Below are 17,217 nucleotides of genomic sequence, written 5' to 3' on the forward strand. Positions count from 1 at the left end.
CCGTCGACGATCTGCCGCTTGGTGACGTCGGGATTGTTGTGGTATCCGGCGCATACCGCCGGACTTTTGATGCACAGTTCGCCGTCCTCGTCGACGCCCATCGTCACGCCCTGCATCGGCAGGCCGATCGTGCCGATCCTGTAGCCGGACGTCGGGTTGACGCTCGACGGGGCGCATGTCTCCGTCATGCCATAGCCCTCCAGCAACGGCAGTCCGACGCCGTTGAAGAAATGCGCGATGGATGAATCCAACGGGGCGCCGCCGGACACCGCGTATTCGACATGCCCGCCGAACACGTCCATGATCGAGGAATACACCAGCCTGCCGTACAACGCGTGCCTGAGACCAAGCATGAGCGGAACGCCACCACCCGACTGCTGGGCGTGCGACCAGTCGCGGGCCGTCTGGGCCGCGCCGGCGAACACCCTGCCCTTCAATCCCTCGCCGGCCTTCTGGGACGCGGCGTTGTAGATCTTCTCGAAGATGCGCGGGACGGCGAGGATGAACGTCGGTTTGAACGCCTTGAAGTCGACGAGGATGGTCTTCAGATTGCTGGACAGGCCAAGCGACACGTTGCCGGCGAAGCAGAAGAACTGCATGTACCGTGCGAACACATGCGCCAGGGGCAGGAACAGCAGCAGACGTCGGTTCGGCTTCATGGCGATGTCGGGCATGGTGGCGACGCCGGAGTAGGTGATGAAGATGAAGTTGGCGTGGGTCAGTTCGATGCCCTTCGGCGTGCCGGTCGACCCGGATGTGTACACGATGGTGGCGAGGTCGGCGCCTTTGACGGATTGTTCACGCTCGTAGAACTCCGCGTCGGAAACCGCATGGCCGTATTCGACCATCGCGTCGATGGCGTCCAATCCGATGACGTACACGTCGCCGAGGTCGGGGCATTCGCCCCGCACGGATTCGATTTTGTCGCGCTGCCCGTCATCCTCGGCGAAGGCCATGATGACGTTGGAATCGTTGAAGATCATGCTCACCTGCGCCGGGGAGTTCGTCTCATAGACGGGTACGGTGAGCGCGCCGATGGACATGATGGCCATATCGAGCGCGGTCCACTGCCAGCAGGTGTGCGCGACGATGGAGACCGAATCCCCCGGCATGACTCCGCGGGCGATCAGTCCCTTGGCGATGGCGACCACCTTGTCGCGGAACTCCTTGGCGGTGAACGAACGCCATTCGCCCCGGTCGTCCTTGTATTCGACCAGGGAATCGTCGGGAGTGCGCTCCGCGCGCTCCTCAAGCACCGAAAAGATGTTTCTGTCCGTATCAATGCGCTGTTCCAGCGGACGTGTGTACTGCCTGTCCATCGTCGCTCTCCTCGAATTCGGGTACAGGCAACATCATAGTCAGAAAGCGTTCGGACGGTTCGGTCTCCCGACCAGCATGCGCCGTTCAATCCCCTAACGCGGGGTCTTGAGACCGATGCGGACAGGACGGACCTTCCCGGCAGGATCCGCGTAGTCGCGCTCACCCGTTTTCAATCCCCAATGCAGGCATTCGCCATCGCAATGGTCGGATTCCCCTTCCGCATGGGCGAAACGCTCCCCCTTGCCCACCCGCGTCCCGACCGCCTTTTCGGCGACGGCGGGCTCAAAGGTCGAGGTCAGCGCGCCTTGGGCGTCGCCATGCCGTATGGTGACCACGTCCTTGCCGGCGACCTTCCCCGCAAAAGCGACCACGCCATCGGCCGGAGCCACGACGGCCGCGCCCTCAACCGCCGCCAGATCGACTCCTCTGTGCCCGGGGAGCCACGGCTTGTCCGGCGCGTCGAACGCGCCGACCATCCTCGCCTGTTCGACCGGCCAACGCATCATCGCGGAGCATGCGGCGACGCTCGAGGAGTGCGCGGATGCGGGAGAGACGACCATGACGGCGGCGCACGCCGACAGCATGGCGACGCATGCCATACACGCCATCGTGAAGCGGACTCGGCGTTCCTTGTCGCGGCGTCTTCCCAGCAGCTCGTGCAGAATCCTTCGGCGTCGGCCCCTGTCGTTCATGTTCGCTCCTTTGCGGCTTGTCGGCTGCATAACCCGTTACGACGGAATGCAATCATGACGGCGCCGCGGCGTCCACATGATCAGGCCCCCTGTGGTCGGAGGATGACGGTTATCCACAGGCTTCGGGCGTGTCGCGGCATACGATGGAGCCATGAGCGACAATACCACGCAACGCAAGGCACTGCGGCAATTGGAGGACGAGCCCGCCGAAGAGCGAATCGCCTACTATCAGAAACCGTTCATGGTGCTGTGGGCCGCGGTGCAGGAGGCCGCCAGCGAATTGCAGGACGATTATGCGCTTTCCCCGGAACTGGCGCAGCTGTGGGTCGCCGATCAGATTCGCCGGGTTTCCGATTCCTTGGTCGACCGCCTCGCCGAAACCGCCGTGGCGCATGGCGAATCGAAGTCGAACGTTGCACGCGCCGCCGGAGCGAGTCCCGACAATGCGTTGCGCCGTTTCCCGCGATTGCGCGCGCATGCCGCGCATGACCGCACGCTGATCGACGATGTGCTCGATACCTTGGAATGAAATCCAAATATGAGAAAACCCTTACTTGCGTAAGGGTTTCAATCAAGCTCCTGCGACTGGGCTTGAACCAGTGACCGTCCGATTAACAGTCGGATGCTCTGCCAACTGAGCTACGCAGGAATGCGCTGTGCACAAGACAAATATGATACACGAAAGTGGTTCGTTCGCAAATCCCCCGCGTGTCTCACCCGTCTTGCCGCATGCGAATCACATGGAGATCTTCGTCAACGGCATGGCGGAGTCGATGGCGAAATCCGGCGCCGACGGCTCGACGCCCGCTTCGACCAGATTGACGCCCAGCATGGCGACCATGGCGCCGTTGTCGGTGCACAGTTTGATCTGCGGAATGCGGACCTCGACGCCGTGGCGCTTGCCGAATTCGACCAATTTGGCACGCAACTGCGAATTGGCGGAGAACCCGCCGCCAACGATCAGCGTCTTCGAACCGTACTGCTCGCATCCGCGCATCGCCTTTTTGGAAAGCACCGTGGCCACGGAGTCGGCGAGCGAGGCGCACACGTCGTCCACGGGGATCTCGTTGCCCAACGCCTGCTGCTCCTCGATCCAGCGTGCCACCGCGGTTTTCACGCCGGAGAAACTGAAATCATACGGGTGCTTCTGGCCTGCCTTGCCTTGGGTGAGTCCCTGTGGCACACGAATCGCATTCGGGTCCCCCGACTGCGCGTGGCGGTCGATGTGCGGGCCACCGGGATATGGGAAGCCCAGCAACCTCGCGACCTTGTCGAAACATTCCCCCGCCGCGTCATCGAGCGTGGTGCCCACCACGTCGATATGCCGCGCGACATCCTGCACATGCAGCAGTGACGTGTGTCCGCCCGAGACGATCAGCGCGAGCGTGTCCTCGGGAAACGGGCCGAACTGCAGCTGGGTGACGGCGATGTGGCCGATCACATGGTTGATGCCGTAAATCGGCTTGTCGGCCGCCCATGCGAGCGATTTCGCCCCGGAAACGCCCACTGCGAGGCATCCGGCCAGTCCGGGCCCTGCCGACACCGCGATCGCGTCGACGTCGGACAACGTCATGTCCGCGTCGGCAAGCGCCTTGGATACGCAAGGCACGAACGCCTCCGCGTGCGCGCGGGAGGCAATTTCGGGAATGACGCCGCCGTAACGGGCGTGCTCGTCCATGGATGAGGCGACCACGTTGGAAAGCAGGGTGCGTCCCTGTACGATTGCCGCCGCCGTTTCGTCGCAGGTTGATTCGATGCCGAGTACGATTGGTTCGCTCATTGCCTCTCCGTTTGTTGTTCCATGGTGAAGCCGACGGTCCTCGGCTCAAGTTCCAAGCTCATGGTGTATGCGTCGATTCCCTCCGGCTGGTAGTAGCGTTTGCGCAGCCCCATGCGGGAGAAACCGTATTTTTCGTATAATCCCAATGCCGGCGCGTTGTCGACGCGCACTTCAAGCAGCATGCGGCGTGCGCCTTGTTCCCGCGCGGCCGCGATCAGCGCCCCGAGCAGACGGGCCGCTATTCCCCGGCGTTGGTATTGTCGCCCCACGCCGATGGTCATGATTTCCGCGTCGTCGCCGTCGTACCAGAATCCGGCATAACCGCGGATCAAGGGCCGTGCCGATGAATCCGCGCCATCTGCGACATCCAGCAGATACGTGCGCGCCGGAGCGTGGAATTCCTGTTCGATGGAGCGTTCGCTCCATGCCCCGCGTCCGAACAGGTCGGATTCCAATGCGGCGATCTGCGCGATGGCCGCCCGCTCCTCAACCGCGGTGCGATCAACAATCATGTTCGGGTTCACTCCGTCCGTTCGGCGCCCGCATGATTGAGCACATGCTTGAGCGGATTGGGCACGGAGACGTCCGGGCGGCGCAGATACAGCGGTTCGACGGGACGCTGGGCGGAATCATCGGCGTTCCGCGCGGCAAAGTCCGCGAACCGTTCCAATCCCGAAACGCCCTCGTCGAGCAGCGCCCGGTCATCCACTGCTCCGCGCGCCTCGAGCGCGTCCCATGCCTGCGCGTATTTCACGGCGCCATGGCCGACCACATCGATGACGTAGTCCTCGCCATGTTCCTCGTTCAGCCGCGCGACCGTTCGATTGACGCGCTCCACAATGGAGTCCGGATAGTCGATGTCCATGTCGATCAGCGTACGCGGCGTCTCCGAACCGTCCAGCAGTGTGAAATACAGCTGCCTGCGCCTCGCGTCGTTCACCGCGAGGGTCAGGTGGTGGCATCCATCCGCGTCGGAGGAACGTACCAGGACCTGTGGGGACAGCACATCCTGCCCCACCAGACGGGCGCCCGTGGCAAATGCCAGCGCCTTGGCGGCGACGATGCCCGCGCGCAATCCCGTGAACGGGGCTGGCCCCACGCCGACCACAATGCGATCGATGTCGCTGGGGCCGAGTCCCGCGCGCCGAACGGCTTCGGCGATGTTCACCTGCAGTTTCTCGACGTGCGTGCGCGAATCGGTCTCTACGATGGGTTCGTGCCCGACCACGCCGACCGTCGAACCGTATGAGGTGTCAATCACCAATGTCTGCATCTTATGAAAACTCCTTGTGCCCAAACTGCCCACTACTGTACAACCGGCGCTAGAAGCCGTGCGGTCAGCGCGTACCGCGTTCGAAGTCGAAGGACTCCCAGGCACTGCCGATCGGCGCGAACGTCACCGTGCGCATGCCATCGCCGGTCAGTTCGCCATCATGACCTGCCGAGGTGAGGTCCAACGGCCTGTCGATGTGGATCTCCAACCGTTCCTCGGCCAGGGCCGCGGCCATCTGCTCGCCCCATTCCATCAGCACCACGGTGTCCTCGCCGGGATCCTCCAGCTCCTCGTCCAATCCCAGGGATTCCAATTCGTCCAGCAGCCGGCCGACCGTGTCCTGTCCCGGAGCGTAGGCGTTCCCGCCCAGACGGTAGGCGTCGACATGCACCAGCCGCGCCGGAGCGCCGTTCGGGAACCTCCCCTGAAGTTCCCTGGCGATGGTGAACGTCGGCGAGACTATGGGCTCCGCGACGCCCAAACCCGCGCCGAAACCCTGCGCGAACGTGGTTTTGCCGGCTCCCAGGGGACCCGACAGCAGCAGCACGTCGCCTCCCTTGACGAGTCCCGCCAGTCGTTTGCCCAAGTCCCGCATGTCATCGCTTGTGGCGGCGGTGACGGTGATGGTGTTGCTCATATCAGATGACGCGTCCTTTGTTGCTGATCAGTTCGATGCACCGTTCCAAAGCATAAACCGGGTCCGAACCATTTGTCTTGCTTTGCTCATCGGCCCAGGCGAGCATCTGTATGCAACGGCTCATGCCGTCCGACGTCCATCCGCCCAGTTGCCTGGTGGCGTTGCGCAGAATCCATGGGCTCGCCTTCGCCTCCGCCGCGGTGATGGTGCCGGCGCGGACCGCGGAGGCCTTCGCCATCGTGCGCAGCTTCACCGCGAGCGCCCCGATCAGGGCCACGGGTGCGGTGCCTTGTTCCACCGATGAGCGCATGGCGATGATGGCGTCGGCGGTTTTCCCGGACAGGGCCAGGTCCGCGACGCGGAAGCCGTCCACTTGCGGGTTGGCGGTAAGGTATTGGTTGACGCGTTCCAGACTCATTGGATTGTCGTCGAAGTCGAAGCAGAGCTGTTCGACCATGGCGGCGAGTTCGCCGGTTCTGTCACCGAGCACCACGGCGAGTTGCTGTGCCGCCAGTGGGTCGACGCGGCGTTTGCGTCGTTCGAAGCAGCGCATGACGAAGTTCAGTTTCGCTTCTGGTTTTTTCAGGTCGGCGACTGCGTCTTTGTGGGCTCCGGCTTTGACGAGTTGGTCGACGATTCGTTTGCCTTTCATGCCGCCTTCGTGCTGGCATATGACGATGCTTGCCTCCGTGGGGTTCGCACATGCCTGTTTGCAGTAGGAGACGATGGTTTCGCCGAGTTTTTCGTCGGCGTTTTGCAGATTGGTGACGATGACGATGGATCGTTCGGCGAGCAGTGATGGGCTTACCGCCTCGTCGAAGGCGTAGTGGTCCGCGTTGGATGCATCGAGTTCGATGATCTCCGCATCGGGGTGTTTGCGTTCCGCCGTATGGCGCAGGTCCCGCACCGTCTGGCTGTTCAGGTACGAGTCGCCTCCGTAGACGAGGTGGATCGGCGTGTTTGCTGCGGATGGTTTCGGCATAGTATTCAATCTCGCCGTATCTGTGGACAAAGCTCATGTTTTCCATTGCATGTCGTGCAATGCCGTGAGGGTCCGTTCCCACCACATGCGAATCGGTTCCGCGGGACTGCCCAGGAACCGTTGCCCCGGCATGTGTTCGTGCTGGGTGAGTGTTTTGCGCAGCAGCAATCGGCTGAGCCATACGGCGAGGGCGCATGCCGCTTCCATCAGGCAGATGGCGAGGGCGCCTCGCAATCCGTTCGGCCATGCGAGGACGGCGTGTTCGCCGGAACCAAGGTATCGGGAGGCCAGTTCCATCACCGCGGTTCCCATGCTCGCCAGCTGCGCCAGTGACAGTCCGAGCTGCGGGCATAGCCATGATGTCGCCAGGCTTGCCAATCCCGCCAACGTCGAGAATCCGACGAATGGCGTCACCACGATGTTGGCGAGGATGGAGAACATCGGTATTTCCGGCTCGATGAGCACCTGTATGGGGAGTGTGAGCACCTGTGCGGCGATGGTCATGGATGCGGCTTGCGCGATGGGCAGTGGCATGATCGGCGCGAGCCGGTCGTTCAGCTTCTGCGCGAAAAGCACGATGCCCAGCACGGCGGCGCAGGAAAGCGCGAATCCGAAGCTGCGCGCCATATGAGGGCGGATCAGCAGCATCAGCAGTGTCGTCCAGCTCAATGTCGCCAGAGCCTGCGTGCGACGGCCTATGAGCAGGCCGATGGCTCCCGCGTATCCCATCATCAAAGCCCTCGATACCGAGTCCGATGGGTACATGCATGCCGCGAGCAACGTGTACGCCATCGCGACCGATGCCGCGACCACTTGTCTGGGCAGAAGCAGCATGGCGCAGCATGAACGCGTCAATGCGGCCACCACCGCGAGATGGCCTCCGCTGACGGCCATCAGGTGCAGTATGCCCGATCTGCGGAACGCGTCTTCGACCCGGTCCGCGTACACGGCGTCGATGGCGGTGACGTCTTTCCCCGTGGGCATGTGGTCCTGTCCCAGGATTCCCAACGTCAGTCCGGGCACCAGCACTTTTCCCTGGTCGGATAGTCTCATGGTCTGCGAGAGGAACGCCTGTTGCATGGCATCGACAGCACGGTACAGCAGGTTGGGCGCGCGTACGCGTTCGACGCGCGTCACGTCGGTCAGCCATAACGGCATGGCGCCGTATTCCGATTCCTGGATGGTTCCGTCGATGAGATATTCGCCGCCTTGCTTCAATGCCGCGCAATCATCGCCATCCGCGTAGACGCGCATGCGAGCGGCGCTTGGCTGCGTCACGCCGTCCGCCGACAACGCCGTCGCCACGGCGTCGATCCGGCAGTCCGCGGCACGACGGTCGGCATTGATCGCAGGCGTGGAGGCCGTGACGCGCACAATCGCCTGCCGCTGGTTTTGAGAAGCCAGTCGGAACGCGGCGTCCCGCCATTGCAGCAGGTCGTAGGTCAGCGTGCATGTGGCACAGGCGATCGCCGCGGCCGCGCATACGATCATCATCCAATGCCATCGCAGGGCGATCACACGGAACCTCGCCGGCAGCAGGGACGATACGCCCGCGCACGCCGCCAGCAGAGGCGCCGCCAGCACCAGAACGAGCGGAAGCATGCCGATGACGCCATCGTGGTTCAGGCACCGTTCGGCGCATTCGTGCATGGCGAGGCTCGCCGCCCACCCGCAGACCGTGGGCGGCAGTAGACGATGGTCCCTGCTTCCCTGTTCCCGTAACACCCATTCGCATCGCGCGCGACCGCGCCCCGTCCGCCCGCATGCCTGCTCGCCGGCATGTCCGCCTGCATGCCCGTTCATCGCACGCACACCTGTTCGCGTATCTTGTCAAGCGTCTTCGCGCCGATGCCCTTGATCTCCAGCAGCTGTTCGACGTTGGTGAATCCGCCTATCTGACTGCGGTAGTCAAGGATGCGTTGCGCGGTGACAGGCCCGATGCCTTTGATCGTCTGCAGCTCCTCCGAGCCGACGGCATTGAGGTCCAGTTTGTTTGATTCCGTTTCGGCGGGCGCGGCGGGTTGGCCATTCTGCCCTTCGGAATCGGTTTGCGTGGCCTGCTCGCTTTGCCGTTGGGTTTGCGGTTCGTTGGATTGGCTCGATCGCGGCTGTTCGGATGTCGATTGCGTCTGCATGGTCTGTTCCCGTTGCAGCGCGCTGTAATTGACGGCCTGCTGCAGCAGCATGGTCAGGCTTGCGCATAGGGCGCATGTCAGGGTGAGTATGGCGATCACCGCATGGAATGGTTTGAAGGATATTCGGGGACGGTCCCGTTTCGGCATGTCCCGTTCGGTCGGCCTGTCCGATGGTTTGACGCCCGACAGCGCCGCCAGCGTCGGCTTCGTCGGGCAGGTCCGCGTGTCGTCCGGAGCCGGTCTGCGCGGCTCCACGGTCCCATGGTTTTCCGCCGTCGGCTGGTTCCGCGGTTCCATCGCGTCCATGTCGGCACGGTCGTCGCATTGAACGGGGACGCCGCGTTCGCACGCCGCGTACTCCCGCAGCCGGCGCGCTGTCTGCGTCCGGCCTGATTGCCTGCGGTCGTGTCGAGAAACAAACATGCCCATGCGTTCCACGATGTGGGTGCATGGGCATGGTTGTCCAGTCGGTTCGGCCCCTGTGGTCGAAGGACATGGGTTATCCACAGGTTCGGCGTGTCGTATGGATGCGGAAGCGGCTGCGCCTATCCGCATCCATACGGTCGGGGCTTCCTCCGGGATCGTTCCCTACTATTCCGCGGGAACGATGGAGACGATCTTCGGAGCCTTGACGATGACCTTGCGCGGCTCCTTGCCGCCGAGACGGTCGGCGACGGCCTCCAGGGCCTTCTTCTCCAGTTCCTTCGGGTCGATGTCCGGCGAGACCTCGAGCTTGGCGCGGACCTTGCCCTTGATCTGCACGACGGCGGTGACGCTGTCCTGTCCGACATAACGTGCGTCGGCCTTCGGCCACTGCGCATGGGCCAGCGATTCGGCGTGGCCGAGCCTGCTCCACAGTTCCTCGCAGATGTGCGGGGCGATTGGGGAAAGCATCAGGATCAGCGGTTCGACGGCCGCGCGCGGCACGGACTTGAGGCCGGTCAGATGGTTGTTGAGCACGATGAGCTTGGCGATGGCCGTGTTCGGGCGCATGGCCTCCATCTCCACGGTCACGTCGGCGATCGTGTTGTTCAGCAGTTTCAGCGTCTTCGTGTCGAGCTCACCATCGGTGACGCGCGTCTTGCCGGTGGTCTCGTCGATGACGTTGCGCCACAGGCGCTGCAGGAAACGCATGGATCCGACCACGTTGCGGGTGTTCCACGGACGGGATTCCGCCAGTGGGCCCATACCCATCTCGTACAGACGGAAGGTGTCCGCGCCATAGTTCTTGTACATGTCGTCCGGGGTGATGATGTTCTTCAGGCTCTTGCCCATCTTGCCGAACTCACGGTTGGCGTGCTGGCCGTGCCAGGTGAACGTCGGTTCGCCGTCGGCGTCGGCCGGTCCTTCGACCACTTCCGCCGCGGGCACGTACTGGCCGCGGTCGTCGGTGTAGGCGTAGGCCTGGATCATGCCCTGGTTGAACAGCTTGTGGAACGGTTCGGAGGAATCCACGTAGCCGAGGTCGAACAGCACCTTGTGCCAGAAGCGCGAGTACAGCAGGTGCAGCACGGCGTGCTCCACGCCGCCGATGTACAGGTCGACGCCGCCGGACTTGCCCGCGGTCTTGTTGTGTTCCGGACCCATCCAGTAGTCGAACTCGTCCTTCTCGACCATGTGCTTGGTGTCGGTCGGGTCAAGGTAGCGCATGTAGTACCAGCAGGAGCCGGCCCAGTTCGGCATGGTGTTGGTGTCGCGGTAGTAGGTCTTCTTGCCGTCGCCCAGGTCGAGTTCGACCTTGACCCAGTCCTCGTTGCGGCTCAGCGGAGCCTCCGGGTTCGATTCGGCATCTTCCGGATCGAAGGTCTTCGGGCTGTAGTCCGGCACGTCGGGCAGGTTGATCGGCAGCTGCTCGTCCGGCAGCAGATGCGGGGTGCCGTCCTCGCCGTAGACGATCGGGAACGGTTCGCCCCAGTAGCGCTGGCGGCTGAACAGCCAGTCGCGCAGACGGTAGCTGACGGTGCCCTTGCCGACGCCGGCGGACTCCAGCCATGCGTTCACCTTGTCGATGGCCTCATCCACGCGCAGGCCGTCCAGGCTCAGCGCGTCGCCCTTGGCCTTGGTGGCCTCCACGGAGGAGTTGATGACGATGCCGTCATGGGAGACGAACGGCGCCTTGCCCTCGTAGTTGGCGAGGTCGTCGTTGGATCCCGGAAGCGGCTTGACCGTGTAGATGACCGGCAGGCCGAACTTCGCGGCGAAATCGTAATCGCGCTGGTCGCCGCCAGGCACGGCCATGATGGCGCCGGTGCCGTAGTCCATAAGCACGTAGTCGGCGGTGAACAGCGGCAGCTTGGCTCCGGTGATCGGGTTGGTGGCGTACAGGCCGGTGAACAGACCGGTCTTCTCCCCCGCCTCGTCCACGCGGTCCTTGGCGGTCTTGGCTTCGGCCGCGAGACGGTACGCCTTCACGGCCTCCACCGGGGTGGCGTAGCCGCCCTTCCAGTTCTCCGGAGTGTTGTCGGGCCATGCGGCCGGAACGTCCTCCAGCAGCTGATGTTCCGGGGAGACGACGGCGAACGTGGTGCCGAACAGGGTGTCGGGACGCGTCGTGTAGATCTCCATGTCCTTGACGCCGCTCGGGGTCTCGACCTCGAAGTGGACGGAGGCTCCATGCGATTCGCCGATCCAGTTGCGCTGCATGAGTTTGACCTTCTCGGGCCAGTCGATGCTATCGAGGTCTTCGATCAGACGGTGTCCGTATGCGGTGATGCGCATGGACCACTGGCGCAGCTCGCGCTGGAACACCGGGAAGTTGCCGCGTTCGGACTTGCCCTCGGCGGTGACCTCCTCGTTGGCGAGCACGGTGCCCAGTCCCGGGCACCAGTTCACCGGGGACTTGGAGATGTACGCCAGACGGAACTCGTTGAGCACGTCGGCCTGCTGGGCCTCGGTCAGCTCGTTCCATGCCTTGCCCTCGAAACCGGGAATGGCGCGCTTGCCGGATGCGAACTGTTCGACCAACGTGCTGATCGGGCGCGCACATCCCTTGGAGCCGGACGGGTTGGTGGCGTCCTCGTCGTACCAGGCGTCGTAGATGCGCGAGAAGATCCACTGGGTCCAACGCACGTAGCCCGGGTCGATGGTCGCGAAGGTGCGGCGGTTGTCGAAGCTCAGGCCCATGCGGTGCAGCTGGCGGCGCATGTTGGCGATGTTCTGCTCGGTCGTGATGCGCGGATGCTGGCCGGTCTGCACGGCGTACTGTTCCGCCGGAAGGCCGAAGGCGTCATAGCCCATGGCGTGCAGCACGTTCTCGCCCTTCATGCGGTGGTAACGGCTGACCACATCGGTGGCGAGGTAGCCCAGCGGGTGGCCGACATGCAGACCCTTGCCGGACGGGTACGGGAACATGTCCATCGCGAAGTAGGAGGGGCGTCCTTCGGCGTTGCGTCCTTCGCCGTCCTTCAGATCGCCGTTGACGTTGGCGGCCCAGAAGGTGCCTTTGTCATCCCAGATCTTCTGCCATTTTTCCTCGATGTCCTGCGCCATGTTCGCGTTGTAGCGGAACGTCGGCTCTGCGGACTCGTTCGACTGCGCCTGCGCGCTTTTCTCGGTGTCACTCATAATGCATGAAATTAGCCGCGCAACTGGACACTGCGCAAGGGGATAATCATTATCCAAGAAGCTCGGGCGCCGCGCCTTCCCCGGCCGTCGCACATCACGATGCGTCGCCCGCGCCGTCGGCCTTATAACCGATCCGCTGGCGCATCGTTTCCGCCGCCTGTCTCCAGGTGCCGTCGGAGACCATCGACCGCAACGCGGCGTTGATCTGACCGATGAGCTCGTCCCGTCCTTGCCTCACGGCAATCACATACTCGTCATCGCCGAACGTCGCGCCGGAATCCTTCACGTATTCGTCGCCCGCGTCGGAGGCGAGTCCGGCCGCGACGGCGTCATCGGTTGCGACGGCGTCCGTCTCGCCGATCATCAGCGCGGTGACGCATTGGGGATAGGTGTCGCGTTCCTCGATGGCCACGCCGGCCGCGACGTTCCGAAGGCTGTCGGCGACCGCGGTCCCCTTGGTCGCGCAGACCGTTTTCCCGTTGGCGTCCCGGGTTTTCGTTATGCCGCTGGTTCCGTCGGCGCGCACCAGCAACGTTCCGTGCACGGCAAGGTAGGATTTGGAAACGGCGACGTCCTTGCCTGCGGCGTCATCGGAGGTGAACGAATCGACGACCATGTCGACGCTGCCGTCCGTCAAAGCGGAGACACGTGCCGCCGGAGTCAGTTGTTTGAAGACGACCTGTTTTTGCGCGTATCCCAGCATCTTCGCGACGTATTGCGCGACGGAAATGTCGAATCCCGAGTATTCGCCGCCGTGCAGATAGCCCAGACCGGGCTGGTCGGCCGCGACGCCGATGGTGATGGTCGGCCCCTGCGCAAGGCCATTGGTCACCACGGAAATGGACGTGCCGCATGCGGATGCGCCGAATGCGACCGCCACGGAGCATAGAAGGCACGCAGCCCTTTTCAGCATGCTTGGCATGGACGGAATCTCACTTGAACATGTGGGATCGGGTCAGGAACCAGGTGACGATGCCGGACGCCACCAGCGAGATCGCGATGATCACCAGGAACCCCCAGGGTTTGTCGGTCAGCGGCATGCCGAGCATGCCCTCCTGGAAGTTCATGCCGTACATCGAGAAGATCAGCGTGGGAATCGACAACGTGATGGAGATGATGGTGAAGATGCGCATCACGTTGTTCAAGTTGTTCGACACGATCGAGGCGAACGCGTCGGTCATGTTGGCAAGAACGCCGCTGTAGATGTTAGACATTTCGATTGCCTGTTTGTTTTCGGTGATGACGTCGTCGAGAAGGTCCTCGTCCTCCGGATACTGTTTGATGCGCGGCAGCGTCGTCAGCTTCTCCATCACGATTTCGTTCGATTTCAGCGAGGTGGTGAAATAGACCAACGTCTTGCTGAGCTCCAGCAGCATGAGGATCTCACGGTTCTGCATGGAATGGCGCAGCTTCAATTCGAGCTTGTCGCTTTCCCTGTCGATGATGCGCAGATACCGCAGGTACATGGTGGCGTTGCGGTACAGGATCTGCAGAATGAACCGCGTCTTCATGTAGGTGTTGAACCCGCGGATCGTTCCCTCCATGAAGGGATGCAGCACGGGCGTGTCCTGCATGCAGACGGTGATGATCGTCGATTGCGTGATGATGATCGACAACGGGATGGTCTCGTACCAGTCGCGTCCGCCGCGTTCCTCCACGGTCGGGATGTCGACGATGATCATCGTGTAGTCGTCCTCGACGTCGACGCGCGAGCGTTCCTCGTCATCCAGAGGCGCGCGCAGGTCGGCCAAATCGATGCCGGTTTCCATGGCCACGTTGGCGAGTTCCACATCGGTTGGTTCCGAAAGGCACAGCCAGGATCCGTTCTCGGGTTTTTGGATCTGCTCCACCTGGCCGTTAATCGTTCTGAACATTCTCAACATGTCTCTCACCCGCCTTTCGCGTTTTTCCTTCGCTGTGCGGCGGCCCGAATCGCAACCGTCCGGGCACACAACCTTCTCAAGGATAGTCCCACCTTCAGAATTTCGGCCGCGCATGGGCGAGATTTCATCGAGCGTTCATATTGTGGCGTGACTGCAATGGCATCTCCGGCATCATCCGGTGCACCGCGATCACCACGGATGCAAACGCGTGCGGCCGCGCCTTCCCCGATCGGACTCCGACACCGTCCGACATCATGGTCGGCGCGAATGGCACGGACGAGGATGCGTCCCATTGGGCGAACGGCTTCCGGTTCTCCGCTTCGTTGCGTTCCCATCCCAGAACGAGTCGCAAAGATTATTGGACGATCGGCTTCCATATGGGCATGTTCGGACCGCGCAGCTCCTGCGGGCCGTTTTCCCAATCCGCAAGCGCGGCGATCGCCGGCCCTTGGTTGAATGCGCCGAGGTGCCATTGCGCACCATGGGATGTTTCGGACACCGTCATCTTTGCCCAGAAGGCGTTGCGCATGGCGCCCAGATTGCTGAGATTGTCTGGATCCATGCCCATCAGCGTTTCGATGGTGGCGACGATCCACGAGCCGTGGCCGACCGCCAGCAGTGTGGTCGGAACATCGTCCCCGCGATGGCTTTCGACGATGTCGCGGATGGCTTTGGCGCCACGCAGTCCGGTATGGGCGCGGCTTTCCACGCCATGTTTGAGTTCCCCGCCGGTATGGGCGCGCCAGGAACGGTAGTCCTCCTCGTAACGTTCGAGAATCTCCTCGCGGGTCATGCCCTCCCACTCGCCGAAGCTGCGTTCGCGCAGCCGCTTGTCGAGTGTGACGTCGAGTCCCATCAGGTCGGCGAACGCGTGGGCGGTCTGTTGGGCGCGGAACAGGTCGGAGGAGATAACGACCATGCGGCGCGACGCCGCAGGAGCCTCGTCCACCTCGCTGAGATCGGCGGCGCGCGCGTCGTTTCCCGTCGGCTGCGTCAGCAGTTCATGATGTCGGGCCAAGCGCGAGACTTTCGCCCAATAATAGGTTTTCGCGAGTTCGTATGCGCTCTGATCGACCTGCCAGCGACCGACGATGTCAAGTGGGATGTCGATCTGCCCCTGCAATCGTCGTGCAAGATTGTAGGAGGTGCGTCCGTGCCGGAGGAACAATACTTCGTCGATCATGGTTTTATTCTAGGCGTAGACCGGGTACCACGTGTGCAGGCCCGTTGTCTATTGAGCAATGCAACGCCCATGTTGGTCCGGTAATTCTAGTAGCTCGTCGGCGAACGCTTCGGCGGGTCGGATTCAATGTGCAAGCGCAACACCCGTTTTCAAGTCAGATGTCTTTGATTGCAGTTTGGTGATTTTCCCGTCCCCTGCCCCGGTACTTATTGAGACGCGCGACGTCTTTGTTGATTCTGCGATTCCAACAGCTCGTTGGTGAATGCCTCGGCGGGGCCTGATTGGACGGTGATTGGGAATGGAAAGCGCCGAGGTTCTTATAGCGCCATGGAATAAGACCCGGACCATTCAATCTGCCGTGGAATCCACAGCGATCATGCCCTTGGCGGCCGTGGACGCAGATGCATGCCGACGACCCCTATATTGCCGGCCGGCATGTGCGACGAAAATAGCCAGCGCAAAGCGCATGGGCGCGGGAATGTCGTCAAACATCCCCGCGCCCATTGGAAACGACCGGATTCCGTCAGTCCTTGACGATGGTCTTGCCTGCGGTCGCACCGGACGCCAGGTCCTGGATTTCCGTGATCTCCAGCACCGGGATGGCCACGGGCTTCTTGGTGCCGCGCTCTTCGGCGAGCTTGACCTGCTCGGCGTACAGGTCGTCATCGGTGTGCAGCACGACATTGCCGCGGAAGCGGTAGCCCTTTTTCTGAGCGAGGTTCGCGACGGCGACGACCAGCTGGCTGCCGTCGAGCAGGTTGCGGTACATCTGTCCCGCGGTGCGCTCGTGGTATGCGAGGTGGTTGTCATCCAACGCGAAGATGCTCATCTTCGGACCCAAATCGATTTGACCGTCCTTGCCGACGGTCACGATCCACGCGAGGTTGTCCTTCAGGAATTCCTTCATATCAGCGGTGAGATTCGCCATATTGCCCATCCTTTCCCAAATCTGCGCCTTCACGATAAGGCGCGGTTTCAAGCCTACGTCAATGACGATTCCGACGCACGTTCGCGCAGCGTGAAGAACATCACATCGCATCACATGGGCGAATGGGGATGACAAACCTTTGACTGGATGGTTTGGTTTCCCGAGAGACCGCTAAGCAGGTGGATTTCTCCAATCACTGGATGATTTGGTCTCCTTACGAAGGCGCAAGCGTCCCTTTCATCCAGTGGCTGGATGATTCGGGCTTTTGAACGGCGGCTACGCGTCTCTTTCCCGCCATCCACTGGATGGTTTGGTCGTTTGGAACGGCATTCCGAAGATGAAATTCTCCAGTCACTGGGTGATTTGGCCCTCTACGGGGCTACCCAGTGGATGGATTCCGCCATCCACTGGATGTTTTGGTTCTCTGGAAGGGCTTTCGGCGGGTGGATTCCGCCAGTTCGTGGATGATTTGGTCGACTGGGACGGTGTTCGGCGGGTGAATTTCTCCAGCCACTGGGTGATTCGGTTTTTGAAGAGCCGCCAAATGGGTGGATTCCGCCACTTGCCGAGTGGTTCGGGCGGTCAGAGGCCCTTCTGGCGGGCGAATCACCCACCCGCTGGAATCAGCCGGAGATTCGCTGGAGGTTTCGAACTACCGCGAGACAGACCATCTGCTCATCATGTCACCCATCGGAGGATTCGGTCCGTTCAGAGACGGATGGACCGAAATCGTTTCGGCCGTAGTATCTGAAACAGGATTCGGGTCGGATTCCGGATGGAGATCGCTCATCACCGGCATTCGCGGATGCCTTTGGGATGACCCCGGCAAAGGCGGGAATG

The 17,217-nt window shown here is 62.3% G+C and carries 15 protein-coding genes and 1 tRNA gene; 1 reads left to right on the top strand and 15 read right to left on the bottom strand.

The genetic code is table 11. The features are described from left to right. Positions 1 to 1,319, bottom strand: a 1,319-nt coding sequence (locus B3C64_RS01750) for an AMP-dependent synthetase/ligase (protein ID WP_291533292.1), incomplete at its 3' end; no start/stop codon positions are given. A 93-nt stretch (positions 1,320 to 1,412) separates the two neighbouring features. Further along, a complete protein-coding gene (locus B3C64_RS01755) occupies positions 1,413 to 1,919 on the bottom strand; it encodes a M23 family metallopeptidase (RefSeq protein WP_291533293.1) in 507 nt (168 codons plus the stop codon). A gap of 244 nt (positions 1,920 to 2,163) precedes the next feature. On the opposite strand from B3C64_RS01755, the gene B3C64_RS01760 reads away from it, so the two are divergent. Next, entirely contained in the window at positions 2,164 to 2,541 is a 378-nt protein-coding gene (locus tag B3C64_RS01760; protein ID WP_291533294.1) for a transcriptional regulator, read from the top strand. Positions 2,542 to 2,588: 47 nt separating this feature from the next. On the opposite strand, the gene B3C64_RS01765 is transcribed toward B3C64_RS01760, so the two are convergent. The 13 genes from B3C64_RS01765 to B3C64_RS01825 form a co-directional block, all read right to left on the bottom strand. Continuing rightward, a tRNA-Asn gene (locus B3C64_RS01765) sits at positions 2,589 to 2,661 on the bottom strand. An 87-nt stretch (positions 2,662 to 2,748) separates the two neighbouring features. Beyond that, the gene (gene tsaD / locus B3C64_RS01770) at positions 2,749 to 3,792 is read right to left on the bottom strand and encodes a tRNA (adenosine(37)-N6)-threonylcarbamoyltransferase complex transferase subunit TsaD (protein ID WP_291533296.1); all 1,044 of its coding nucleotides are present in this window, start codon (positions 3,790 to 3,792) and stop codon (positions 2,749 to 2,751) included. Beyond that, entirely contained in the window at positions 3,789 to 4,304 is a 516-nt protein-coding gene (rimI, locus tag B3C64_RS01775) for a ribosomal protein S18-alanine N-acetyltransferase (RefSeq protein ID WP_291533297.1), read from the bottom strand. The genes tsaD and rimI overlap by 4 nt, the downstream gene beginning before the upstream one ends. 8 nt (positions 4,305 to 4,312) lie before the next feature. Further along, the gene (tsaB, locus tag B3C64_RS01780) at positions 4,313 to 5,065 is read right to left on the bottom strand and encodes a tRNA (adenosine(37)-N6)-threonylcarbamoyltransferase complex dimerization subunit type 1 TsaB (protein ID WP_291533298.1); all 753 of its coding nucleotides are present in this window, start codon (positions 5,063 to 5,065) and stop codon (positions 4,313 to 4,315) included. A 64-nt stretch (positions 5,066 to 5,129) separates the two neighbouring features. Further along, positions 5,130 to 5,702: a tRNA (adenosine(37)-N6)-threonylcarbamoyltransferase complex ATPase subunit type 1 TsaE gene (tsaE, locus tag B3C64_RS01785; RefSeq protein WP_291533299.1), complete on the bottom strand. Its 573-nt coding sequence runs from the start codon at positions 5,700 to 5,702 to the stop codon at positions 5,130 to 5,132. A 1-nt stretch (position 5,703) separates the two neighbouring features. Then, positions 5,704 to 6,684, bottom strand: coding sequence for a DNA polymerase III subunit delta (gene holA, locus B3C64_RS01790; RefSeq protein WP_291533301.1), 981 nt, complete (start codon positions 6,682 to 6,684; stop codon positions 5,704 to 5,706). A 33-nt stretch (positions 6,685 to 6,717) separates the two neighbouring features. Beyond that, positions 6,718 to 8,286, bottom strand: coding sequence for a ComEC/Rec2 family competence protein (locus tag B3C64_RS01795; protein ID WP_291533302.1), 1,569 nt, complete (start codon positions 8,284 to 8,286; stop codon positions 6,718 to 6,720). A gap of 197 nt (positions 8,287 to 8,483) precedes the next feature. Then, positions 8,484 to 9,125: a ComEA family DNA-binding protein gene (locus B3C64_RS01800; RefSeq protein WP_291533303.1), complete on the bottom strand. Its 642-nt coding sequence runs from the start codon at positions 9,123 to 9,125 to the stop codon at positions 8,484 to 8,486. A gap of 285 nt (positions 9,126 to 9,410) precedes the next feature. Continuing rightward, entirely contained in the window at positions 9,411 to 12,383 is a 2,973-nt protein-coding gene (gene leuS / locus B3C64_RS01805; protein ID WP_291533304.1) for a leucine--tRNA ligase, read from the bottom strand. Positions 12,384 to 12,477: 94 nt separating this feature from the next. After that, entirely contained in the window at positions 12,478 to 13,296 is an 819-nt protein-coding gene (locus tag B3C64_RS01810; RefSeq protein WP_349679945.1) for a transporter substrate-binding domain-containing protein, read from the bottom strand. A gap of 19 nt (positions 13,297 to 13,315) precedes the next feature. Further along, positions 13,316 to 14,266, bottom strand: a complete 951-nt coding sequence (locus tag B3C64_RS01815) for a magnesium transporter CorA family protein (RefSeq protein WP_291533307.1) — start codon at positions 14,264 to 14,266, stop codon at positions 13,316 to 13,318. 355 nt (positions 14,267 to 14,621) lie between these two features. Beyond that, on the bottom strand, positions 14,622 to 15,449 hold the full coding sequence (locus B3C64_RS01820; RefSeq protein WP_291533309.1) for a histidine phosphatase family protein: 828 nt from the start codon (positions 15,447 to 15,449) through the stop codon (positions 14,622 to 14,624). 523 nt (positions 15,450 to 15,972) lie between these two features. Beyond that, positions 15,973 to 16,377, bottom strand: a complete 405-nt coding sequence (locus B3C64_RS01825; protein WP_291533311.1) for a pyridoxamine 5'-phosphate oxidase family protein — start codon at positions 16,375 to 16,377, stop codon at positions 15,973 to 15,975. Between the last annotated feature and the right edge of the window lie 840 nt (positions 16,378 to 17,217).

The sequence above is a fragment of the Bifidobacterium sp. UBA6881 genome (genome assembly GCA_002451435.1).
Lineage (GTDB): Bacteria > Actinomycetota > Actinomycetes > Actinomycetales > Bifidobacteriaceae > Bifidobacterium.

Excerpts from the sequence above, each read along its gene's own strand:
- B3C64_RS01825 (WP_291533311.1), bottom strand. The coding sequence starts at position 16,377 with ATGGCGAATCTCACCGCTGATATGAAGGAATTCCTGAAGGACAACCTC.
- B3C64_RS01755 (WP_291533293.1), bottom strand. The coding sequence starts at position 1,919 with ATGGCATGCGTCGCCATGCTGTCGGCGTGCGCCGCCGTCATGGTCGTC.
- tsaD (WP_291533296.1), bottom strand. The coding sequence starts at position 3,792 with ATGAGCGAACCAATCGTACTCGGCATCGAATCAACCTGCGACGAAACG.
- B3C64_RS01795 (WP_291533302.1), bottom strand. The coding sequence starts at position 8,286 with ATGCTTCCGCTCGTTCTGGTGCTGGCGGCGCCTCTGCTGGCGGCGTGC.
- B3C64_RS01800 (WP_291533303.1), bottom strand. The coding sequence starts at position 9,125 with ATGGACGCGATGGAACCGCGGAACCAGCCGACGGCGGAAAACCATGGG.
- rimI (WP_291533297.1), bottom strand. The coding sequence starts at position 4,304 with ATGATTGTTGATCGCACCGCGGTTGAGGAGCGGGCGGCCATCGCGCAG.
- leuS (WP_291533304.1), bottom strand. The coding sequence starts at position 12,383 with ATGAGTGACACCGAGAAAAGCGCGCAGGCGCAGTCGAACGAGTCCGCA.
- B3C64_RS01760 (WP_291533294.1), top strand. The coding sequence starts at position 2,164 with ATGAGCGACAATACCACGCAACGCAAGGCACTGCGGCAATTGGAGGAC.
- tsaB (WP_291533298.1), bottom strand. The coding sequence starts at position 5,065 with ATGCAGACATTGGTGATTGACACCTCATACGGTTCGACGGTCGGCGTG.
- B3C64_RS01815 (WP_291533307.1), bottom strand. The coding sequence starts at position 14,266 with ATGTTGAGAATGTTCAGAACGATTAACGGCCAGGTGGAGCAGATCCAA.
- B3C64_RS01810 (WP_349679945.1), bottom strand. The coding sequence starts at position 13,296 with ATGCTGAAAAGGGCTGCGTGCCTTCTATGCTCCGTGGCGGTCGCATTC.
- tsaE (WP_291533299.1), bottom strand. The coding sequence starts at position 5,702 with ATGAGCAACACCATCACCGTCACCGCCGCCACAAGCGATGACATGCGG.
- B3C64_RS01820 (WP_291533309.1), bottom strand. The coding sequence starts at position 15,449 with ATGATCGACGAAGTATTGTTCCTCCGGCACGGACGCACCTCCTACAAT.
- holA (WP_291533301.1), bottom strand. The coding sequence starts at position 6,684 with ATGCCGAAACCATCCGCAGCAAACACGCCGATCCACCTCGTCTACGGA.